Annotated in this window: 13 protein-coding genes and 1 tRNA gene; 10 read left to right on the plus strand and 4 right to left on the minus strand. The window is 36.8% G+C overall.

What is annotated here, in order from left to right:
* The first annotated feature begins 52 nt into the window (after positions 1–52).
* From RUH60_RS08640 to RUH60_RS08660, 5 genes are all read left to right on the plus strand, one after another.
* Positions 53–970 (plus strand): geranylgeranylglycerol-phosphate geranylgeranyltransferase, encoded by a 918-nt coding sequence (locus RUH60_RS08640; RefSeq protein WP_313807398.1) that lies wholly within the window; start codon positions 53–55, stop codon positions 968–970.
* Between the two features lie 62 nt (positions 971–1,032).
* Positions 1,033–1,911: a pseudouridine synthase gene (locus RUH60_RS08645; protein WP_313807400.1), complete on the plus strand. Its 879-nt coding sequence runs from the start codon at positions 1,033–1,035 to the stop codon at positions 1,909–1,911.
* Between the two features lie 40 nt (positions 1,912–1,951).
* Positions 1,952–2,314 carry a nuclear transport factor 2 family protein gene (locus RUH60_RS08650; protein ID WP_313807402.1) on the plus strand — a complete coding sequence of 121 codons (363 nt, stop codon included), beginning with the start codon at positions 1,952–1,954 and terminating at the stop codon, positions 2,312–2,314.
* A 38-nt stretch (positions 2,315–2,352) separates the two neighbouring features.
* On the plus strand, positions 2,353–4,119 hold the full coding sequence (locus RUH60_RS08655; RefSeq protein WP_313807404.1) for a DUF885 domain-containing protein: 1,767 nt from the start codon (positions 2,353–2,355) through the stop codon (positions 4,117–4,119).
* A gap of 101 nt (positions 4,120–4,220) precedes the next feature.
* Positions 4,221–7,001 (plus strand): AsmA family protein, encoded by a 2,781-nt coding sequence (locus RUH60_RS08660; protein ID WP_313807405.1) that lies wholly within the window; start codon positions 4,221–4,223, stop codon positions 6,999–7,001.
* Positions 7,002–7,068: 67 nt separating this feature from the next.
* Here RUH60_RS08660 and RUH60_RS08665 read toward each other — a convergent pair.
* Positions 7,069–7,141, minus strand: a tRNA-Phe gene (locus RUH60_RS08665).
* Between the two features lie 127 nt (positions 7,142–7,268).
* On the opposite strand from RUH60_RS08665, the gene RUH60_RS08670 reads away from it, so the two are divergent.
* The 5 genes from RUH60_RS08670 (at position 7,269) to RUH60_RS08690 (ending at position 12,184) form a co-directional block, all read left to right on the plus strand.
* Positions 7,269–8,003, plus strand: coding sequence for a type III pantothenate kinase (locus RUH60_RS08670; RefSeq protein ID WP_313807407.1), 735 nt, complete (start codon positions 7,269–7,271; stop codon positions 8,001–8,003).
* A complete protein-coding gene (locus RUH60_RS08675; RefSeq protein ID WP_313807409.1) occupies positions 7,996–9,237 on the plus strand; it encodes a hypothetical protein in 1,242 nt (413 codons plus the stop codon). The genes RUH60_RS08670 and RUH60_RS08675 overlap by 8 nt, the downstream gene beginning before the upstream one ends.
* Before the next feature lie 4 nt (positions 9,238–9,241).
* Positions 9,242–9,796, plus strand: coding sequence for an LPS export ABC transporter periplasmic protein LptC (gene lptC, locus RUH60_RS08680; RefSeq protein WP_313807411.1), 555 nt, complete (start codon positions 9,242–9,244; stop codon positions 9,794–9,796).
* 2 nt (positions 9,797–9,798) lie between these two features.
* Positions 9,799–9,978 (plus strand): hypothetical protein, encoded by a 180-nt coding sequence (locus tag RUH60_RS08685; protein WP_313807413.1) that lies wholly within the window; start codon positions 9,799–9,801, stop codon positions 9,976–9,978.
* 103 nt (positions 9,979–10,081) lie between these two features.
* Positions 10,082–12,184 (plus strand): peptidylprolyl isomerase, encoded by a 2,103-nt coding sequence (locus tag RUH60_RS08690; RefSeq protein WP_313807415.1) that lies wholly within the window; start codon positions 10,082–10,084, stop codon positions 12,182–12,184.
* Between the two features lie 51 nt (positions 12,185–12,235).
* Here the strand turns inward: RUH60_RS08690 and RUH60_RS08695 are convergent, their stop codons facing one another.
* Genes RUH60_RS08695 through RUH60_RS08705 form a run of 3 tightly spaced genes read right to left on the minus strand, consistent with a single transcriptional unit; the run spans position 12,236 to position 21,045 of the window.
* The gene (locus tag RUH60_RS08695) at positions 12,236–13,150 is read right to left on the minus strand and encodes a GYDIA family GHMP kinase (protein WP_313807417.1); all 915 of its coding nucleotides are present in this window, start codon (positions 13,148–13,150) and stop codon (positions 12,236–12,238) included.
* 9 nt (positions 13,151–13,159) lie between these two features.
* Positions 13,160–14,482 (minus strand): hydroxymethylglutaryl-CoA reductase, degradative, encoded by a 1,323-nt coding sequence (locus RUH60_RS08700; RefSeq protein ID WP_313807420.1) that lies wholly within the window; start codon positions 14,480–14,482, stop codon positions 13,160–13,162.
* Positions 14,483–14,523: 41 nt separating this feature from the next.
* Positions 14,524–21,045: a PAS domain S-box protein gene (locus tag RUH60_RS08705; RefSeq protein WP_313807422.1), complete on the minus strand. Its 6,522-nt coding sequence runs from the start codon at positions 21,043–21,045 to the stop codon at positions 14,524–14,526.
* Positions 21,046–21,197 lie beyond the last annotated feature (152 nt).

The following is a 21,197-nucleotide window of genomic DNA, read 5'->3' on the forward strand; positions in this document are numbered from 1 at the left end:
ATCAGTTTTAAGAAATAACTTTAAACTCTTAACCTAAAACTTCTTAAAAATCATGCTCACACGTAAAACAAAATTACTGCTGATGAAAATTCTCAGTTTGTTTTCTGTAGTGCGCGGTTACAACATTCCGATTATTGTTTTAGCACAATATTTATCTTCAATTTTTATTTTAGCTCCCGAGCGAAGAGCACTTGACGTGATTCTGGATTGGCGATTGTTTGTCATTGTTTTCGTTTCGACTTTAACAATTGCTTCGGGTTATATTATCAATAATTTTTACGATTCTGAAAAGGACTTAATCAACCGTCCGAAAAAATCCATGTTGGACCGATTAGTCAGTCAGAAAACCAAATTGCAGGTATACTTCGGCTTGAATTTTTTAGCGACCGCTTTGGCATTTATCGTTTCCTGGCGCGCTGCTTTTTTCTTTGCGGTCTATATTTTCCTGATTTGGTTTTACTCGCACAAACTGAAAAAGTATCCAATCATTGGTAATTTGACAGCTTCGTTGTTGGCGGTTTTGCCATTTTTCGGAATTCTGTTGTATTTTAAAAATTTCTATCACGTCATTTTTGCTCATGCGACGTTTTTGTTTTTGCTGATTCTGATTCGGGAAATGATTAAGGATTTAGAGAATCTGAAAGGTGATATGGCTAATGATTATCAGACCATTCCAGTGCGTTTTGGAGAAAAATTGTCCAAGCAAGTCGTTACGGTTTTAACTTTCGGAACAATACTTCCGGTATTCATATTGATTGATAAATACGATGTTGGTTACATGGATATTTACTTCTATGTCAGTTTAATCGTTTTGATTTTCTTTTTGCTGAAACTCTGGAAATCGGAAACGCATAATGAATATTTGCAACTGCACAACATGCTGAAACTGCTAATTGTTGCCGGAGTTTTTAGTATTGTTCTGATTGATCCTTCGGTTTTAATTCACGGAAGAAATCTGTTGAAAATTTAGTTTTTGGTATTGGTATTCAGACATCGACTTATAAACACTATCTTTGCAGAAATTTTAGCGAAATGAACAACGGAAAAGGAAATAACAAACGCGGCGCTTCAGGGAAATCCAATGGAGGAGGAAAAAAACCAGCTTTTGGAAAACCGGGCTTGAAAAAGGAAGGTTTTTCTAAACCAAAACCTGATTTTGACAGAAAACCGAAAGCTCCTAAAGCACCAAAAGCCAAAGATTCAGACGATATTCGTTTGAACAAATACATTTCCAATTCCGGAGTATGTTCGCGTCGTGATGCCGATATTTATATTCAATCCGGTAACGTAAAAGTAAACGGTGAAGTTGTAACCGAAATGGGTTATAAAGTAAAGCCGGGTGATGTCGTAAACTTCGACGGAACTGTAATTACACCGGAGAGAAAAGAATATTTGTTGTTAAATAAACCAAAAGGATTCACGACTTCCAAAGATGAGGATATGAATTCCAACAATGTTTTGGATTTGGTTCGCAATGCAACGCGTGCCAAGCTACAAGCCGTTGGACGTATGGATAAGACCACTACAGGTTTATTGTTGTTTACCAATGATTCTGATATGATTCGCAAATTCACGGCTCCGAATCAGCGTTCTTCAAAAGTGTATCAGGTTTCTTTGGATAAGAATCTGAAATTTGAAGATTTGGAAAAAATCGCTTCCGGATTAACCATCGACAATTTTCGAGTATTTGTGGAAGAAGTAAGTTATATCGACGAGCAGCCGAAAAGTGAAATCGGTCTGAAAATGAAAACCTCTAACGTAAAAGTAGTGCGTTCCATTTTTGAACACTTAAACTATAATGTTTTGAAAGTTGACCGCGTGGTTTTTGCCGGTTTGACTAAAAAGAATTTGCCGCGTGGAAACTGGCGTTTCTTAACCGATCAGGAAATTATCAATTTGAAAAATATCTAAAAATACCAATCCCGACTTGTCGGGATTTTTTAATAAAACTATGACACCAGAAAATTTACAATCGATTGCCTTTCGCTGGTTTGAAGCGTTCAATACTAAACAATTAGAAAAATTATTATCGCTTTATGATGACGAAGCGGAACATTTTAGCCCTAAACTAAAAATCCGTCAGCCGGAAACCAATGGGTTGGTGACCGGAAAAGAAGCGATGCGTGCCTGGTGGCAGGATGCTTTCGACCGATTGCCATCCTTACATTATAAAGTAACCTCGTTAACCGCGAATGGCGACAGAGTTTTTATGGAATACATCCGTCAGGTAGAAGGAGAATCCGACATGTTAGTGGCTGAAGTCTTAGAAGTGCGCGACGGAAAAATCATTGCTTCCCGCGTCTATCACGGATAAAATTTGTAGCTTTACTCTTCAATCTTCAATTCTAAAACATGAAAAAAATAGGTTTTTTGGCTTCGGCTTTTGCGGTTTCCATGCTGTTGGTGAACTGTAAAAAAGAAGAAAAAATGGTCGATTTTAAAGCTTTGACCGAAAATTATTTCAAGGATAAATGTGCTTTGAATCCGTTGGAAGCGACTTTGTACGGACAAAACGAGTTCAACGACCAATTGGTTTTTGAAATGACCGATGCCTATCGGGAGAAGCAAGGGAAATTCTTCAATAAATACCAGGAAGATTTAAAAAATGTCGATACCACAAGTCTTTCAGCCGAAGAGAAAATCAGTTACCAAATTATTCAGTGGGAAACCGAAGTTGGGAAAGAATTACTGAAACAGGAAGCCAATTTGATGCCCATCAACCAGTTTGAAAGTACGCATCTGAAAATGATGCAGTTGGCGAGCGGAACATCGGCACAACCTTTCAAAACCGAAAAAGATTACCGCAATTTTTTAAAACGAATGGATTTGTATTCCGTTTGGCTGGATTCGGCGATGATTTATATGGATAAAGGCATTCAAAAGCGCGTGGTTTTGCCAAAAGCATTAACCGAAAAACTGATTCCGCAATTCGAAGAGCAAATTACCACGAATGTGGAAGACAATCTGTTCTATTCGACGATAAAAAACTTTCCAAAAGAGTTTTCAGACGAAACGAAATCGGCTTTAAAAAACGATTATACCAAAGTAATCACGGAAAAATTGGTGCCGAAATACCAGAAAATGACCGATTTTCTGAAGACAAAATATCTGCCGGCTTCTCGTGCCACAAGCGGAATCGGAAGTTTGCCTAATGGCAAAGCCCTATATGCAGTTTGCTCCAAACAATGGACAACTACTACGATGAAACCAGAAGAAATTCACGCCTTAGGTTTAAAAGAAGTAGCCCGTTTGAAAGCTGAAATGGAAAAAGTAAAACAGCAAGTGGGTTTTGAAGGAACTATCGTTGAATTCTTCTATTACGTGCGCAACAAACCTGAACTGAAGCCTTTCAAAAAACCGGAAGAAGTGATTGCCAATTTCGAAGCGATTCATAAAAAAATCAAACCGAATGTGGATAAATTCTTTTCGTTGCAACCGAAAACCCCATTCGAAATCCGTAGAACAGAAGCGTTTCGTGAAAAAACCGCCAGTGCAGAATACATTCAGGGTTCGGAAGATGGTACACGACCAGGTATTTTCTACGTTCCAATTCCGGATGTGAAGAACTATAATTATTACGGTGACGAAGATTTGTTCTTGCACGAAGCAATTCCGGGGCATCATTTTCAAGTGTCGCTGCAACAGGAAAATAAAGAATTGCCTGCTTTTAGAAAGTTCAATTGGTTTGGGGCTTACGGCGAAGGTTGGGCGTTGTACACCGAAAGTTTAGGAAAAGAATTAGGATTGTACAGCGATCCGTACCAATACTTCGGAATGTTGGGTAATGAAATGCACCGTGCCATCCGTTTGGTGGTAGACACCGGAATGCATTCCAAAGGCTGGACTAGAGAACAGGCGATTAAATATTCTTTAGAAAACGAAGCGGAAAGCGAAGCTAGTATTATCTCTGAAATTGAGCGTTATATGGCGTATCCGGGACAAGCGTTGTCCTATAAAATCGGACAATTGAAAATCATGGAATTGCGTCAGAAAGCGCAACAACAGATGAAAGACAAATACGATATCAAAGTATTCCATCAAAAAGTGCTCGAATCAGGAGTTATGCCTTTGGCACTTCTGGAACATAAAATCAATCAATGGATTAAAACGGGAAATTAACTTCCCGTTTTTTTATGGCAACCTGTTATTTAACAAATATTTATCACAATTTAAGTAAGTGAATACGTTATAAATCGATGTTGTCGTAGTAATTTTGCGCTATGGAAGCGAAGAAGAAAAGTATACTGGTTAAAGTATTAAAAATTACAGGAATAACCTTAGGTTCAGTCCTTTTGTTAATGTTCCTGATGCCGATAATTTTCCCGGGTAAAATTGCCGAGGAAGTAAAAGCCTTTGCCAACCGAAAACTAAACGGCGAATTGAACTTCAAAGAAGCGAATCTTTCTTTCTTCAATCATTTTCCGTCGCTTACCTTAACGCTGACCGATTTTTCACTGAAAGGTTCGGCACCCTTTAAGGATAAAACCCTTTTGGCTTCGGAAGAAGTAGCTTTCGGAATCAACCTGAAAAGATTGGTTTTCAATGGAGAAATCAATATCGATCAGATTTATGTTTCCAATGCTGAAATGAATGTTTTGGTCAATGAAAAAGGGGAAGCCAATTACAATGTTTATGTTTCCGACAACAAAGAAGAAAAGAAAGATGATTCGTCATCCACTTCGTTGCGTTTGGACAAAATCGTGATTGAAGACAGTCATTTACTGTACAACGATAAATCGGCTAAAATTTTAATGGATGCCAAAGGATTCAATTACCGCGGCAAAGGCGATTTGGATCAGGCGATTTTTGACTTGAAAACCAAAATGCAAATTGAGTCGTTCGATTTTGTGTTTGACGGCGAAGAATATCTGAAAAACAAAAAAGTAAACGCCGATTTGTTGACGCAGATCAACACCAATTCCTTGTCGTTTATCTTTCAACAGAACAACTTAATCATCAATAAATTACCAATCGATTTCAAAGGAAAGTTGAATTTCCTGAAAAGCGGATACGATATTGATTTCAGCGTACAATCCGAAGACAGCGATTTGCATGATGTGTTTACCGCATTACCACCGCATTACGTGCAATGGTTGGAAAAAACCGAAATGGAAGGAACTACAGATTTGTTACTGACTTTCAAAGGCCGATACAACGTAGCTGAAAACAAAAAACCCGATTTAACATTCAAGTTTAAAGTTCGCGACGGCTATGTTTCGCACAACGAGGCACCAGTTCCGGCATCGAACATTTACCTGAATTTTGAAACTAAATTACCGGCTTTAAACACAAATAATCTGAATGTAAAAGTCGATTCGTTGTTCTTCAATTTAGGAAAAGATTATTTCAGCGGCATTGTGGAAACAGTTGGTTTGGAAACGCCAAATGTGAAGGCAAAAGTCAAGTCACGGCTGAATTTGGGAACGTTACACCGTGCTTTAGGAATTCAGAATATGGATTTCAAAGGAACCCTGAAAACGGATATCGTAGCCAACGGAAAATACAACGCCGCTCAGCATTTGTTTCCGGTAACCAAAGGAAGTTTAGTGTTGCAAAACGCGTCATTGAAAACGATTTATTATCCGAATCCGATTGAAAATATTAATCTGACGGCCAATGTTTTAAACACATCTGGGAAGTATAAAGATTTGGCGGTTCGAATAAAACCGGCGCAATTTGTTTTTGAAGGAAAACCGGTTTATGTGGATGCGAGTTTGTTCAATTTCGATGATATTCTGTACGATATCAAAGCAAAAGGGGAAGTCGATTTGGGTAGAATTTACAAAGTGTTTTCCCGAAAAGATTTAGATGTTAAAGGCTTTGTGAATGCTGATGTGGCCTTTCAGGGAAGGCAGAGCGATGCGACCAATGGGAATTACAACAAACTGAACAACAAAGGAACTTTGATTTTACGCGACATCCGAACCAAATCGGAGTATTTGCCGCAGCCGTTTGTGATTAAAGAAGGAACTTTTGCTTTCCATCAAAATACGATGAATTTCAAAGATTTTCTGGCGACTTACGGACAATCCGATTTTAAAATGAACGGACAAATGCAAAATGTCATCAACTTCATCATGTCGGACAAAGCAGTTTTGAAAGGGAATTTTGTTGTCGATGCCAATTACATCAACGTGGATGAATTTATGGTGAATGCGACTACTTCGGGTGTGGCTGAAACCAAAGTTGAAACAACCTCTGAATCGGCTACAACAGAAACTGGTGTGGTAATTATTCCGTCCAATTTCGATTTCAATCTGACAGCCAATGCGCAGAAAATCAATTTTGAAGGTTTGAATATCGATCGCTTGAAAGGACAACTTTCCATGCAAAATGGAGTAATGAAACTTAAGAATACCAATTTCGATTTAATCGGAAGTAAGTTTAATATGGATGCAACATATGGAAGTTTAAATCCGCAAAAAGCTGCGTTCAACTATCAGATTAAAGCCAAGGATTTTGATGTGAAGAAAGCGTACAACGAAATAAAAATGTTCCGCGATATGGTGACAGCTGCTGACAATGCAGAAGGAATTGTGTCGGTGGATTATAAAATCGCTGGGCATCTGGATGGCAACATGAAACCGATTTATCCGTCGTTAAGTGGTGGTGGTGTTTTGTCCGTTCGTGATGTGAAAATGAAAGGTTTTAAACTGTTCAATACGGTGAGTAAAAAAACTGGGAAAGACGACATTAAAGATCCAAATCTGAAAGAAATTGATATTAAAACAACGGTTAAGAACAATATCATGACCATTGAACGCTTCAAATTTAAAGTGGCAGGATTCCGTCCTCGAATTGAAGGACAAACATCTTTAGATGGCAAATTGAATCTGAAAATGCGTTTAGGATTACCGCCGTTGGGAATTATAGGGATTCCGTTAAAGATTACCGGAACTTCTGAAAATCCAAAAATCAAAGTTGGTAAAAAAGGAGAAGATTTGGAAGAATCCGAATACGAAGCTGTTGCTAACGACACTATAACCAAAGCCAATCCGTAAGGGTTGGTTTTTTTGTTTGTAGAAAAGACTAAAAAACAAAAAACCCGCTCATTGAGCGGGTTTTCAGTGGTGCCTCCAGGAATCGAACCAGGGACACACGGATTTTCAGTCCGTTGCTCTACCAACTGAGCTAAGGCACCTTTTTTGCTTTCAGTAAGCGTGTATTGCTTGTCGATTGCGGGTGCAAATATAGAACCATTTTTCATTTATGCAAAACAAATTTTTAAAAAAATCAATTTGTATCTTTGTTTCCACAATCTAGTAAATATGCTTTTAGCCATCGATGTAGGGAATACCCGAATTAAAGTTGCTGTTTTTGAGAAAGATAGTCTTTTGGATAAAGAAATATTTCTGAAAGAAGAGGCTGAAAAAAAAATCAAAAATATTTTTAAAAAATATCCAAAAATCGAAAATTCGGTGTTTTCGTCGGTAGGGAAACTCGATGCTTCTGTCTTGGATTTTGTTGAAAAGCATTCGAAATTACTAATTGTATCTCCAGATTTGTCATTTCCTTTCGAGAATTTGTATGCTACACCCAAAACTGTTGGCATCGACAGATTGGTTTTGTCTTCGGGTGCCACTTTACTTCATCCAAACCAAAATTGCCTAATAATTGATGCTGGAACTTGTATCACGTACGATTTTATCAATGCTGATAATCAGTATTTAGGCGGAGCTATTTCGCCAGGCTTTCGTTTGCGTTATGAATCGTTACATAATTACACGGCTAAATTACCGTTATTGACGTTGGAACAACCGGAAAATTTCATCGGGAATTCGACTAAAGAATCCATTCATTCCGGTGTTGTGCTTGGTATTGTGAACGAAATTGAGGGGTTTATAAACCGGTATCGTGAACAATATCAACATTTAACAGTAATTTTAACAGGCGGCGATGCAGATTTTTTGGCAAAAAACATAAAAAGCACCATATTTGCCAATCCAAATTTTCTCTTGGAAAGTTTGAACCATTTATACAATTATATAAGCGACAATGATTAAAAAGATAATCTTAGGAATTAGTATACTTTTTTCAACTTCAATTTTGGCTCAGGAAGGAACTGCTTCCCCTTATTCATTCTACGGAATTGGTGATGTGCGTTTTAAAGGAACTGCAGAAAACCGTGCCATGGGAGGATTGGGCGTTATGACAGATAGTGTTCGTATCAATCTTCAGAACCCGGCTTCGTATTCTTTTTTAAGGTTTACATCTTTTGCAGTTGGTGGAGCGAATAACAGAATCAATTTTAAAACCAATACTCAGGAGGAAGAAGCACAAAGAACCTCTTTGGATTATTTAGCAATCGGATTTCCTATTGGGAACAAAGCGGGTGTTTCTTTTGGTTTGATTCCTCAAACTACCGTAGGATATAAGATTAAAAATGATTACACTGAAGCTGATCCGTATCAAAGATATTTCAAAGGCGAAGGTGGAGTTAATAGGGTTTTCTTTGGCGGAGCCTATAAAATTTACAAAGATTTGAGCTTCGGTTTGGATTTGCAGTATAATTTCGGGAAAGTTAAAACAGAGGCTATTGTGATAGATCCGTTTGTTTTTCTAGGTTCCCGTACAAGAAATGAAGCTTCGTATAGTGGTTTTTCAACGAATTTAGGATTGATGCATAAAACGAAAATTGCTGGTAAATGGGATTTTCAAAGCAGTTTAGCCTTTTCTCCAGAAAGTAAGCTTTCGGTTGATAACACAAGAAATGTAGCTGTTGTTTTGTATACTGAAGAAACAGGAGAGACTATTGATGATCAACAAGATGTTCCTGTACCCGATGGAAAATATAAAGTACCTACAAAATTCACTTTTGGTTCGTCTTTTGGTAAAGATAAAAAATGGATGATAGGTGCAGAATATACTTTTTTTGGAAAGAATGAGAATGTAATGCCGGAAGGAGTGGGAGCAACAACAGCTGGTAAATTGTCTTTAGGAGGTTATTTTATTCCGAAATACAATTCTTATTCGGGGTATTTTAAAAGAGTTACCTATCGCGCTGGGTATAAGTATGAGAATACAGGCTTAGTTCTTGGTAATAAAACGATAGTAGACCATTGTGGAACCTTAGGGTTTAGCTTTCCTGTCGGAACTTCTATTTCCAGCCTAAATCTTGGTTTAGAATACGGTAAACGAGGAACAAGAGCTAACGGACTTATCGAAGAAAATTATTTCGGAATCAGTTTGGGGCTTACTTTTAGTGATCGTTGGTTCGTGAAAACCAAATACGACTAAATTGATGAAGATTCTTAAAAAATACAGTTTTCACTTCGGAATGGTTTTGCTGCTGACAAGCCTGTTTTCTTGTGAAAGTAACTTTAAGGATGTTCAGAAGATAAATAAAATTACATTTACACCAACTGGCGAGGCGGATACTGTGAACTTGAAATACACGGATTCCGGTAAGGTTAAGGCAATTTTAGAAAGCCCTAAACTATTAGATTATTCCAGTATTAAATATCCATTTACTGAATTCCCAAAAGGGATTCATGTAACCTTGTATGATGATAATGGACAGCAGAGTCATGTGGTTTCGGATTATGCCATCACCTATGCAAAAACCGATATCATTGATTTGCAGGGTAATGTAAAAATTACCTCACACGACGGCAAGGTTTTGGAAACCGAGCAGTTGTACTACGACCAAAAGAACGAATGGTTTTTTACAGAAAAACACTTTAAATATACTGACGCAGCCGGTGGTTATTTAGAAGGGCCGGGTGTTGATTTTAGCAAAGATTTTAAAGTGTTTAACATGCAAAACAGCCAGGGAGAAGTTACCAAAATTGATTAATTATGAAAGTTTTACAATACGCACACTACTTATATTTGATAATTTTCGTGATGTTTGTTTACGATGCCTTTGAACGCTATCAAAACAACGAAAGTTATGTTTTAAGTTTACTTTTTGCAGCCTTGGCTGTATTCATGTTTTTCTTCCGCAGAAAGTTTTCCAACCGAATGGGAAATAAATAAGAAAATAAATTTGTTTTGGCTTAAAAAAAATTACTTACTATTTTATTATTAAATAGATAATTGTATTTTCGCCCTCTGAATAAAAAATCAACTAGAATATAAAATGGCAGTTTTATCAAAAATCAGACAGCGTTCGATTCTACTTATTGGAGTAATCGGGTTTTGTTTATTAGCATTTGTTATTGGAGATATCGTCCAAAGTGGTGGTTTCAACCAAACATCGAGAAATATCGGAAGTGTTAACGGTGAAAACATTTTGGCTCAGGAATTCCTTCAAAAAGTTGCCAATGTAGAAAAGAGCGGGCAAGGTATCAGTAATACTCAGGCTGCGAATTCTGTATGGGAGCAGGAAATTAAAAGAATTCTTTTCGGAGAAGAGTTTGAAAAATTAGGATTGAAAATTGGAAAAGACCAATTAGTAAACGTGATGAAGCAAAATCCTAGTTTCGCACAAAATCCTCAGTTTTTAAATGCTGCCGGAGTTTTTGATGTAAACAAATTCAACGAATATTTAGCAACAATTAAAGCCTCTCAGCCAGAGCAATGGAATGCTTGGTTAGAGTACGAAAAGCAAGTGGAAACTTCGGCTACGGAGCAAATGTATTACACGATGATCAAATCGGGTATGTTGGCTACTAAAACAGAAGGAAAATTGGCGTACGAAAGAGAAAACAACAAAGTTGATTTTGATTACGTAACGGTTGGTTATGCTACAATTAAGGATGAAGAAGTAAAAGTTTCTGACGACGAGTTGGTAGCTTATATGAAAAAACATCCTAAAAAATACAAATCGGATAATTCAAGAGATATTGAATTCGTATTTATCGAAAACAAACCATCGGTAGAAGACGAAACAGAGATGAAAGCTACGATCAACGGCTTATTAAGCGGAAGAGTTGTTTTCAATGATAAAACAGGTAAAAATGATACATTACCAGGTTTTGCAGCTGCTTCTAACAATGAAGAATTTGTAAACGCGAATTCTGATATCAAATTTGATTCAACGTATATCGCTAAGAAAGATTTACCATTAGAAAATCAAGAAGCATTATTTAATTTAGGGCAAGGTCAGGTTTTCGGGCCATACGTTCACAATGGGTACTCTTGTCTTTCTAAAATGATGGGAAGAAAATCAGGAGCTTCTGCTAAAGTAAGCCACATTTTAATTGGTTATGAAGGAAGTCAGACGCCAAACCTAGCTGTAAAACGCACTAAAGAAGAAGCTCAGGCAAAAGCAAATGAATTGTTAGCACAAGTTCAGGCTAATCCGGGAATGTTCCCAATGTTGGCAATGACAAATACAGACGATTCAGGGTCTAAACAAACAGGAGGTTCTTACGATAACGTAGTGCCAGGACAAATGGTAAAAACATTTGACAGTTTCTTATTCGGAAATCCGGTTGGAAAAGTTGGAGTTGTTGAAACAGAATTCGGTTTCCACGTAATCAAAGTGGATGCTAAGTACGATGCAGTTCGTTTAGCTACTATTGCAAGAAAAATCGAGCCGTCAGAAACAACTGCGGATCAAATCTACACAACAGCTGCTAAATTTGAAGCCGATGCAAACGAAAAAGATTTCGACTCTGTTGCAAAAGCAATGAAATTGAATGTTACTCCGGCTACAGTTAAAGTAACGGACGAATACCTTCCTTCAGTTGGAGCACAAAGAGGCGTGGTTTCTTGGGCATTTTCAAGAAATACAAAAGAAGGGGATATTAAGAAATTTGACAATACACAAGGTCATATTATTGCTCGTGTAAAAGCGAAAAACGAAACAGGAATGTTGTCTGTGGAAGAAGCGAAAAACGTAGTTGGTCCAATTCTTAGAAATGAGAAGAAAGCCGCTTTGATTAAAGCTAAAATGGCAGGAGCTACTTTAGAAGCGGTTTCTCAAAAATCGGGTGCTTCTGTATTGAATGCTACTTCGGTTTCCTTAGAGAATCCTTTTATTCCTGCGGTTGGAGCTGAGCCAAAAGTTGTTGGTAAAGCGTTTGCTTTAGGTAATGGAAAAACATCTTCTTTAATTGAAGGTCAATCTGGAGTTTACATCATCAGAACTAAGAATGTTGCTAAAGCAGCAGCCTTACCGAACTATACGCCGTACATCACGAAGTTGAAATCTCAAAATCAAGGTGGTTTCTACGGAAAAGTAATCGAAGCTTTAAAATCAGCTGCTGATATTGAAGATAATCGTTCTGATTTCTAATAGAGAATCATAGTAATACAAATAAAAAAGGTTTGCATTTGCAAACCTTTTTTATTTTATCATTTCGGAGTAAGTCAGAATCGTTTCAAACCCTTTTTCTTTGAAATACTTCGTTGGGTTTTCGGTTGAAATTACCATAATAAAATCGCCACCCCAAGCCCCTAAACTTTTTAAAGTACGGCTGAAATCTGGAAACAATCTTTCTTTTACGGTTTTGGTTTCTAAAACGGCACTCATGATTTGTTCGTGTTCTTCAAGAATAGCTGTGAATTCCCCTATCGATTGACTATGTATGAGTCGCTGAGTAAGAGAATTGATTTCGGTTATAACAGGTTGAATCGAGGCTTGCTTTTCGTAATAGTTTTTAATAGCCTCTCGACTGTTTTGTTTTTGATTCAAATACACAAAATAGATATGCTCTGAAAAAGAAAAGCTTAACTCTTTTTGTTCAACTAATGGTTTGTTGTCGATTAGTTGGTAGAGAATTGGGGTGTCATTCTGCGCACAGGCAATATCGTAACCGCTGCCACCAAAGCTGCTTTTAAGCAATTCATAAGCGTCGATTTGCGCCCATTGTGCAATGTTGTTAATTAAAGTAGACGAAGTGCCTAAACCCCAATTTCTTGGAAAAGTCAAATGTGTCGAAACCGAATAACCATCAGAAGCATCCATAAATGATGGATTCATTTTATAAGCCTCGTTTAAAATCTGAAGCAAAGTTGCTTTAATGCTAGATTGCTGGTTTTCTTTTTGATAAGCAATGACTTCTTGATAAGTTAAGTTGTCTTCATACCAAAGACTTCCATCAGAATCATAACTTTTCCATATGATTTTTTTTTCCGAACCACTTTCTATCTGTAAAGATTGTCCAAAGGTTGTTGGCAAGGCAAGCGCAGATGCTCCGTCGAGAACTACGTATTCCCCGGTAATTAAAAGCTTTCCGTTACTATAAAATTTTTTATTCAAGACGTTTGCTTAATTGGTCTTACGAATGCTTTCCAGATAATCAACTACTCCGGAATGCGAAACGGTCTGCTGTTGAAAATGTGCTAAAACGGTCTTTTTCTCGTCTTCGGTGGCCTGAAATTGGTTCAGAATGTTCATCAGGTGCATCTTCATATGACCTTGCTGGATACCTGTCGTGGTTAAAGAGCGAAGTGCGGCAAAATTCTGCGCCAAACCTGCAACCGCAATAATTTCCATCAATTCTATAGCGGATGGTTTGCCCAACATTTCCATCGAAATTTTAACTAACGGATGTAAAGAAGTCAAGCCACCAACCGTACCTAAAGCCAAAGGAATATCCATCCAAAAGGTAAAGATTCCATTCTCAATTTTGGCATGTGATAAACTTGCATAACGTCCGTTCCGGGAGGCGTAGGCGTGCGCTCCGGCTTCAATCGCTCTGAAATCATTTCCGGTTGCAATAACCACGGCGTCTATACCGTTCATAATGCCTTTGTTGTGGGTTACGGCTCTATAGGGTTCAATTTCAGCAATCTGAACTGCTCTGACAAATTTCTCGGCAAATTCTTCCTGCGAAATGTTTTTTTCCTCTTTCAAATCGGCTACAGGGCAAGATACTTCGGCACGAACTACACAATTCGGGACATAATTAGAAAGAATGCTCATGACAATCTGAATGTCTTTTTCTGTCTCTGAAAAATCCGGCCAAACGGAAGCTTCTTCTTTCAATGTTTTCGCCAATTGTTCCAAACACGAATTGATGAAATTAGCACCCATGCTGTCTTTGGTTTCAAAAGTTACATGGAGTTGGAAATAGTTTGCCAGCTCGTTGGTTTTATCGCGCAAGACGATGGCTGAAATTCCGCCACCTCTTTTCTGCATGTTTTTGGTGATAGTTTCCGTGTCAGCGTAAAATTTAGGCTGAATTTGTTCTACAAATCGGTTTAACTTGGCTGTTTCGCCTGTAAAGGTAAAATGAACCTGTCCGATTTTTTCGGTACCTAAAACGGTTGTTTTAAACCCGCCACGATTGCTCCAGAATTTGGCTGCTTTAGCTGCTGCTGCGACAACTGAACTTTCTTCAATAGCCATCGGAATGGTGTAATTCTTTCCGTTGATTAAAAAGTTCGGGGCAACGCCTAACGGTAAATAAAAGTTGGTAAGGGTGTTTTCGATGAATTCGTCGTGAAGTTTCTGCAAATCAGCATCCTGATTCCAATACTGTTTGATAATCTGCACGCCTTGTGAAGGATTGGCAAAATGATGGTCTGCAATCCATTGAATTTTTTCTTCTTTAGAAAGTTTGGAAAAACCACTTACTGCTTTTGTCATTTCAAGCTTTTTTATATCCGCAAAGATACATTTTTAGGTCATTATTGGTTGATTGTTTTGGCCCATTTTATCAGGCTGCTTTCCAAAATTTCACGTTTAATCGGTTTGGCAATGTAATCGTTCATACCAATTTTTCGGCAATAGTCTTCTTCGTCTTTGATGATACCGGCTGTTAAAGCGATGATAATGCAGTTTTTGTCTTTTTCCCGAATCAGTTCTGTGGCAACATAACCGTTCATGATTGGCATCTGAATGTCCATCAAAATAATTTCTGGATTTTCAGTTTCATGAATATCAACAGCTTCCTGACCGTTTACAGCTTGTAAAATAATAGCATTCGGAATGATTTTTTCTACTAAGGTTTTGGATAGTAGCATGTTAATTTTATTGTCTTCCACAATCAGAATTTTTAACGATTTGTCATAAACATCTTCCGTGGTTTCGATAATTTCGGGCCTAGTAGTTTCAGGCGCTTTCGAGCTTATTTCGGTTAGGATTTGCTGTAGTACATGTACTTTTATCGGTTTAACAATTGTTTTCAGAAGCACGCCTTGTGGATAATCTATGGTGGAAGCGTTCGAATTTTGCATCAAAATAATTGGCTTTCCGAATTTTGAAAGTTCTTCCACACCGTCTTTACCAATCAATTCATAATCCGCTAAAAAAACATCACATTCATTGTTGAATTTATAAGTGTTCTGATAGTTTTTGTTCGAAACCGTTTTAATATCAAAGTGCCCTAGCATTCGCATAATGATGTCGAGATTGGTTTGATTGTCTTCTAAAACCAAAACCGTATTAATGGTGTTGTTTTCTACTTTTTTAAGCGAGCCACAATGTGAAGCTTTAAATTCAAGGTCAAAATAGAAGATAGTTCCACCGCTTTCACGATCTTCAATCTCCAGTTTGCTGTTCATCAATTGTAATAAACTGTCTGTAATTGGAATTCCCAGCCCGGTTCCGCCATATTTTCGGGTAGTGGAATTGTCTTCCTGTGAAAAGGCTTCAAAAATTCGTTTACGGTTTTCAGGTTTTATTCCGATTCCTGTATCTTTAATCAAAAACTTCATCTTCGATTTTTCTTCATTGATTTCCTGATACAGAACTTCCAATTCAATCTCGCCTTCTTGTGTAAATTTGATAGCGTTACCCAGAAGATTCACCAGAATTTGTTTGATGCGAATTTCGTCAACCCAAATCAGACAAGGAATGTCTTCCCGAATGTTTACAATTAAATCCAGCTGTTTTTCGTGTGCCGAATATTTAACCATATCCACCACCTGATTTACAATATCGTGAAGGTTGGTTTTAGTGACATCCAACTCCAGTTTACCGGCTTCAATTTTGGATAAATCGAGGATGTCGTTTACAATTTCCAATAATGCATCTGCTGATTGATTAACTGTAGAAATGTATTGTTCCTGAACCGAATTAAGCTCCGATTTTAACAATAGATTACTAAAGCCGATAATTCCGTTAAGTGGTGTTCGGATTTCATGACTCATGTTGGCCAAAAACTGGGTTTTGGCTTTGTTGGCGGCTTCGGCAATTTCTTTGGCTTTAAGCGCTTCTTCCATTTGTTTACGCTCGGTGGCATCAAGTACAACGCCTTCGATATACGATATTCCGCCTTCAGTGGAAATTGCTTCGCCGTATTCTTCAATCCAGATAATTTCACCGCTTTTGCGAACCAAACGACAGGTAATATGGAATGGGCGACGCGCTTTTATTGCGTTTTCAATTTCCTGGACGATGGCAAATTTATCTTCAGGATGGTAAAGGTCTTTTAGTGAAATTTTGCCAGAGAAGAAATCATCTTTCTTATACCCGGTGAGTTTTTCGATTTCGTCGTTAAGAAAAACTTTGGTGCGCTCTGGATTATATTTTACAAGATATACTGCCGCTGGAATATTGTTGGCAAGCAAACTGAATTTTTCTTCGTTTTCACGAATAATTTTTTCATTGTGAATTCGCTCAATAGTTGCTGCGATATTGTTTGTAAAGGTTTGTAAAATGTTTATTTCGTCTGTAGACCATATGCGTTCTGTGGTACAATCATCAAAACCGATAAATCCATTAAAAGCGTCTTTTACAAAAATAGGTAAGATCAGGATGGATAAAATATGCTGTTCCTGTAAAATAGATTTGAAATTTCCTTCAGAAATATCCTTAACAATGGCCATATACGGTTTGTTGCGAATTATCACTTCCATAAAATCCGGATAAGTATCGTGCGGAATATTCTGTAATTCAGGGTTGTCAATTTCTTTCAAGTCGTCAGAACTTGTCCATTCAAATTTTTGACTCATTAGGTTAGTAGACAAGTCGTTCTCGAAATAATAAATTCGATCTACTTTGGAGGCCTGACCGATTTCTCGTAACGATTCATCGAATACATCCGAAAGGTTGGTGCTTTGGAGTAATTTATCTGTGGTTTTAGCAATTGAAGTTAAAATTTCACTTTTGTAAATAATAAGTTCTTCTGCTTTTCTTCGTTTTAAAGTTTCGATTCCCAATGCAATGATATCAGAAACGGCTCTGGAAAAATTAATATCTTCTGAGGTCCAATATCGAATTTCACCGACACTTTCATAACAGGTTACAGCTACAAGTTCTCCGGAAACATAAATCGGAAAATCAAGTAAGGATTTTATATTGTTGTTTTTGAAATAAACATCTTTAAATTCCTGCGTATCCGGATAATTGGCCGCGTCTGAAGCAACTATAAAAGGTTTGTTTTCAATGGCATTAAAATAAATCGGAAAATCTTCTCGAATAAGTTGAATTTCATTGGCAAAAGAGTCAGTCTCCTTAATGTATAAGGTTTCCAAATTTATACTGTCTTTGTTTTTTTGCCATAAACTTGCCCGATCGATATTTAATCCTAAGGCAGCTTCTTTAATAATATGAGTAATTAGTTTTTCTCGATTTTTAAACTTTAAGAAATTTAATGTTGACAGCTTATTGATGGCCTGATTGAGTTTTATGTTTTTCTCAATGCGCAGGTTTTCTTCGATTTCGATGTTTTTTAAAGCCGTTATGTCACGAACGATTGACGAGTAGCCTGTAATTTTTCCGGTAACGTCTTTTTTGATATTTACCTTTTGCGAAACCCACATTTCTTCATTTCTGCTATTGAGAATGGGGAATTCTATGATTTCAAAATCAGTAGAATTGTCGCGTTGTTCCAAATAATATTCCTCAACTTTCTTTACATAGTTTGGCTTGATAAGACTTGTGAAATGTTTGCCAATAATATCATCAACCTTATAACCTAATGATTTTTCGGCAAATTGGTTCACAAAAACAAAGTAACCGTCTTTATCCACTTCAAAGATGATATCGGATGCAAATTGTACCAGGTTTCTATATTGTTCTTCAACTAAAATTTTAGGAGTAATATCTTGTCCGTTGGCAACAAATAAATTGCTGTGGTACTTTTGGTCTGACCATTGAATGTATTTGTATTCGCCATTTTTACATCTTAGCTTACGAGTGTAAATGGTGTCGGGAACATAAATTTCATTGTAGTCGATATCTTTGAATTCTTCATCCTGAGTTAGTGACCAAAAGTTTTTACCCATTACTTCTTCCGGTGTGTAGCCTAAGATTTTCTCGATTGATTTCCCGCAAAAAGTAAGATTGCCATATTTGTCTGTTGCAATTGTCAACGAATTGGAGTTGTTGATGATATTACTGGTAAAAAGAATTTTATCGTTTGCATTTAAAATGGCTATTCTTCGGGCATAATTAATCACTAAAACAATAAACGACGTGTTAATTAAAGTGATGATTTGTTTAGTTTCTGAAGTAATATTGAATAGCAACACAATTAATATCGCCATCAACGATATGACAAAAAATAAGTATTGATTTACTTTCTTGAATACGCTGTACGAGAAAAAAAGTATGAGTAAAAATTCCGTAAACGTAATCAAGTCAAACGGTAGCGTACTTATTTTGTAGATAACCGTGATCGAGTAAAGAAGTAAAAAACCAATGAAAATTTGCGGAAGTGCTTCTCTGATTTTATTATTGTTCTTTGATATGCTGTAAATCGAAAAGAAAAAGATGCCGGCAAATAGATTTGATAATAAATCAAAGGTGCTTCTCGAAATGAAAAACAAGTTGACAAACTCAGTCAAGGGAAAAATAATTCCAAGGAAAAAGAAGTACGTTCTTATTTCATCGCGGTTATCGTAAGTGTCGGAAATATTTCTGATGAAATCTTTGTTGTAAGTAGAGGCTTTGTCAAAAGCAATTTTAGAAAACAGTCCGATGAGAAAAAATATAGGCAATAAAAACCACCACTTGTAATAAAAAGGTGTATCGATTTCAAATGAGTACGCAACCACTTTGCTTAGCTCTTGACCTTTGTTGTCAACTAACTTTACTTTGAAAGTATATTTACCATGTGAAAGGTTTGAGTACGAAACCGACGTTTTTCGGGAAGGGACAGACCATTTTTTGTCAATTCCTTCTAAAAAGTAGGAGTATAAATTCTCAGATGTTCTTCCGGAATTTATAGTGTTGAATTCAAAAGTAAGTTGGTTTTCGGTTGGTTTAAAAACGTGACCCATGGAAGGTCTGTTAAACCAATAATTGTTAGATTCTCCGAGTTTTGTCCAATTCCGATCTTCATTAAAAACATCAATATTGGTTATTTGGAGATTAAAATTACTATTAGGCTTTTCTTTGTATGAATTAAGGTATTTGTAAAGTCCGTTGGCTGTTCCGAAATAGATGTTTCCTTGGCTGTCTGTTGTCTCTGCACGAGTATTGGTTTCCAAACCATAAAATCCGTTGGAAGAATTTAGATTTTTTACCGTTACTATTTTTGCTTCAGAAGTAACGCTAATTTTGTCAATACCTAAATTGCTTCCGGCATAAATAGTTCCATTTCTGTCTGCGGAAAGGGTGAAAATCAGGTTCGATGTTAACCCGTTTTTCGGAGTATATTTGATTGTTGTCTCCCCTTTGACAGCAAAAAGACCTTGATAGCTGGAAAACCAAATGGTGCCATAACTGTCCTTACACGAAGCATTGATAGTGTTTGTAATCAGTTTTTTAGTAATCTGAAAATGGTTTGATGAACTCTTGCTTACTTTTAAAATTCCTGAATTGGTACCAATGAGCCAATTTTTGTTGTCAATTTCTTCTATGGTTGTTACATTCTCGAAGCTAAGAGTAGGCGCTGCGCTTGAAATTTTTGTAATCAGATTGAAATTAGAATCCAAAGTATACAAGCCATGATTGGTTCCAACCAGAAAGGATTTATCGTTGAGCTCTTTTATTTTTCGGAATACCGTGTTTTTTGGAACTAGTTTGTTGATTGGGAGTCCTTGTAATGTAGTCGGTCCAACGAGAAACATGCCGCCTTTTGTTCCGGCTACTACTTTTTTGTCCGACGTTTGCAACAAGCAAGTGGCTCCCAGATTGTTGCTGTATTTTTGTTTTAGGGCGAATTCCTGATATTGATCTTCCTCAAAATAATAAATTCCACTGTTTAGAATGCCAGTGTAAATACCTTTATCGGTTTTTAAAATCGAAAAGATATAAGGTGTGTTTAATTCTTTAGTATTGTTGTAATTGTAAAAATGTTGGCGGCCGGTTCTGTAAAGTCCGGTAATATAAGTTCCTATATAAAGTTGTCCGGATTTGTCTTGAAACATGCACTGCACATTTTCGCCTTTAAATCCATTGGCTTTATTGATGTGGGTATAATAATCTTTAGTATACATTATCAATCCCTGATCGTTTTCTCCGGCAAGCCATACAAATCCGCTTCTGCCTACATACATGCGACGAATTGAAAAGGTCTCATTGTTGGGTAAACTGATGCGCTCCAAAAATTGAGTCTGATAGTTTTCTTTTCCGAGGATGTTTAATTCGAATAAATCTCCGGATGTATTTCCCAATAATAATTTGTTGAGGTCTTTTTTGACAAAAGTGATTGTTCCCGTAAGGGTTTCAGGAGCCATCTGTTCATAGCTGTTTCCTGTTATTTTTAGTAAACCTTGGTTGGTTCCGACAAGAATGCTTCCGTAAGTATCTTTATAAACACTGTTGATGGTAAGGTCTTCTTGTTTGTATTCCAGAATCCGGATTAGTTTGTATTGAGATGTCAATAAAACAATGCCTTTGGCGGTAAAGCAATAGATTCCGTTTTTGTCGGTATATAATTTTTGAACGATTGTTGTTTTGAGTATAGAATTTTTCGGGGTAAAGGTTTTGATAAATTCTTTTCCGTTGTAAACCATTAAACCGTCATACTTCGTGGCAACAACAATATTGTGATTCTGATCTTCGGCAATATCCATAACAAAAAAACCTTCCTTTTCCTGAGATTTATTAATCACTTTAAAAGAAGATCCATTATAACGAATTAAGCCGGCGCCATCCGTTCCAATCCAAATTAAATCCCTGCTGTCCTGAATAATACTGAATACAGTGGAAGATGGAAGTCCTTTATCTTGGTTAATATGCTCGTAGTCATATACTTGCGAATAAAGTCCTGCCGATAGAAAAAGAAAAAAAATATAGAAAGTAATTTTTTTAATCATCTGTTACTTGAGCAATAAGGGAATGAAAGTATAAAAACCTACTAAATTTAACAAATTTTTGGTGATTTGATATTTTTTGAATGGTGTTTTTGTAATTAAATCGATGTTTTAATTCATTTCTTCTTTGAATTTAATTCCTTCAAAAGTTTAAA

Origin of the sequence: Flavobacterium sp., assembly GCF_032153895.1 — a bacterium.
Lineage (GTDB): Bacteria > Bacteroidota > Bacteroidia > Flavobacteriales > Flavobacteriaceae > Flavobacterium.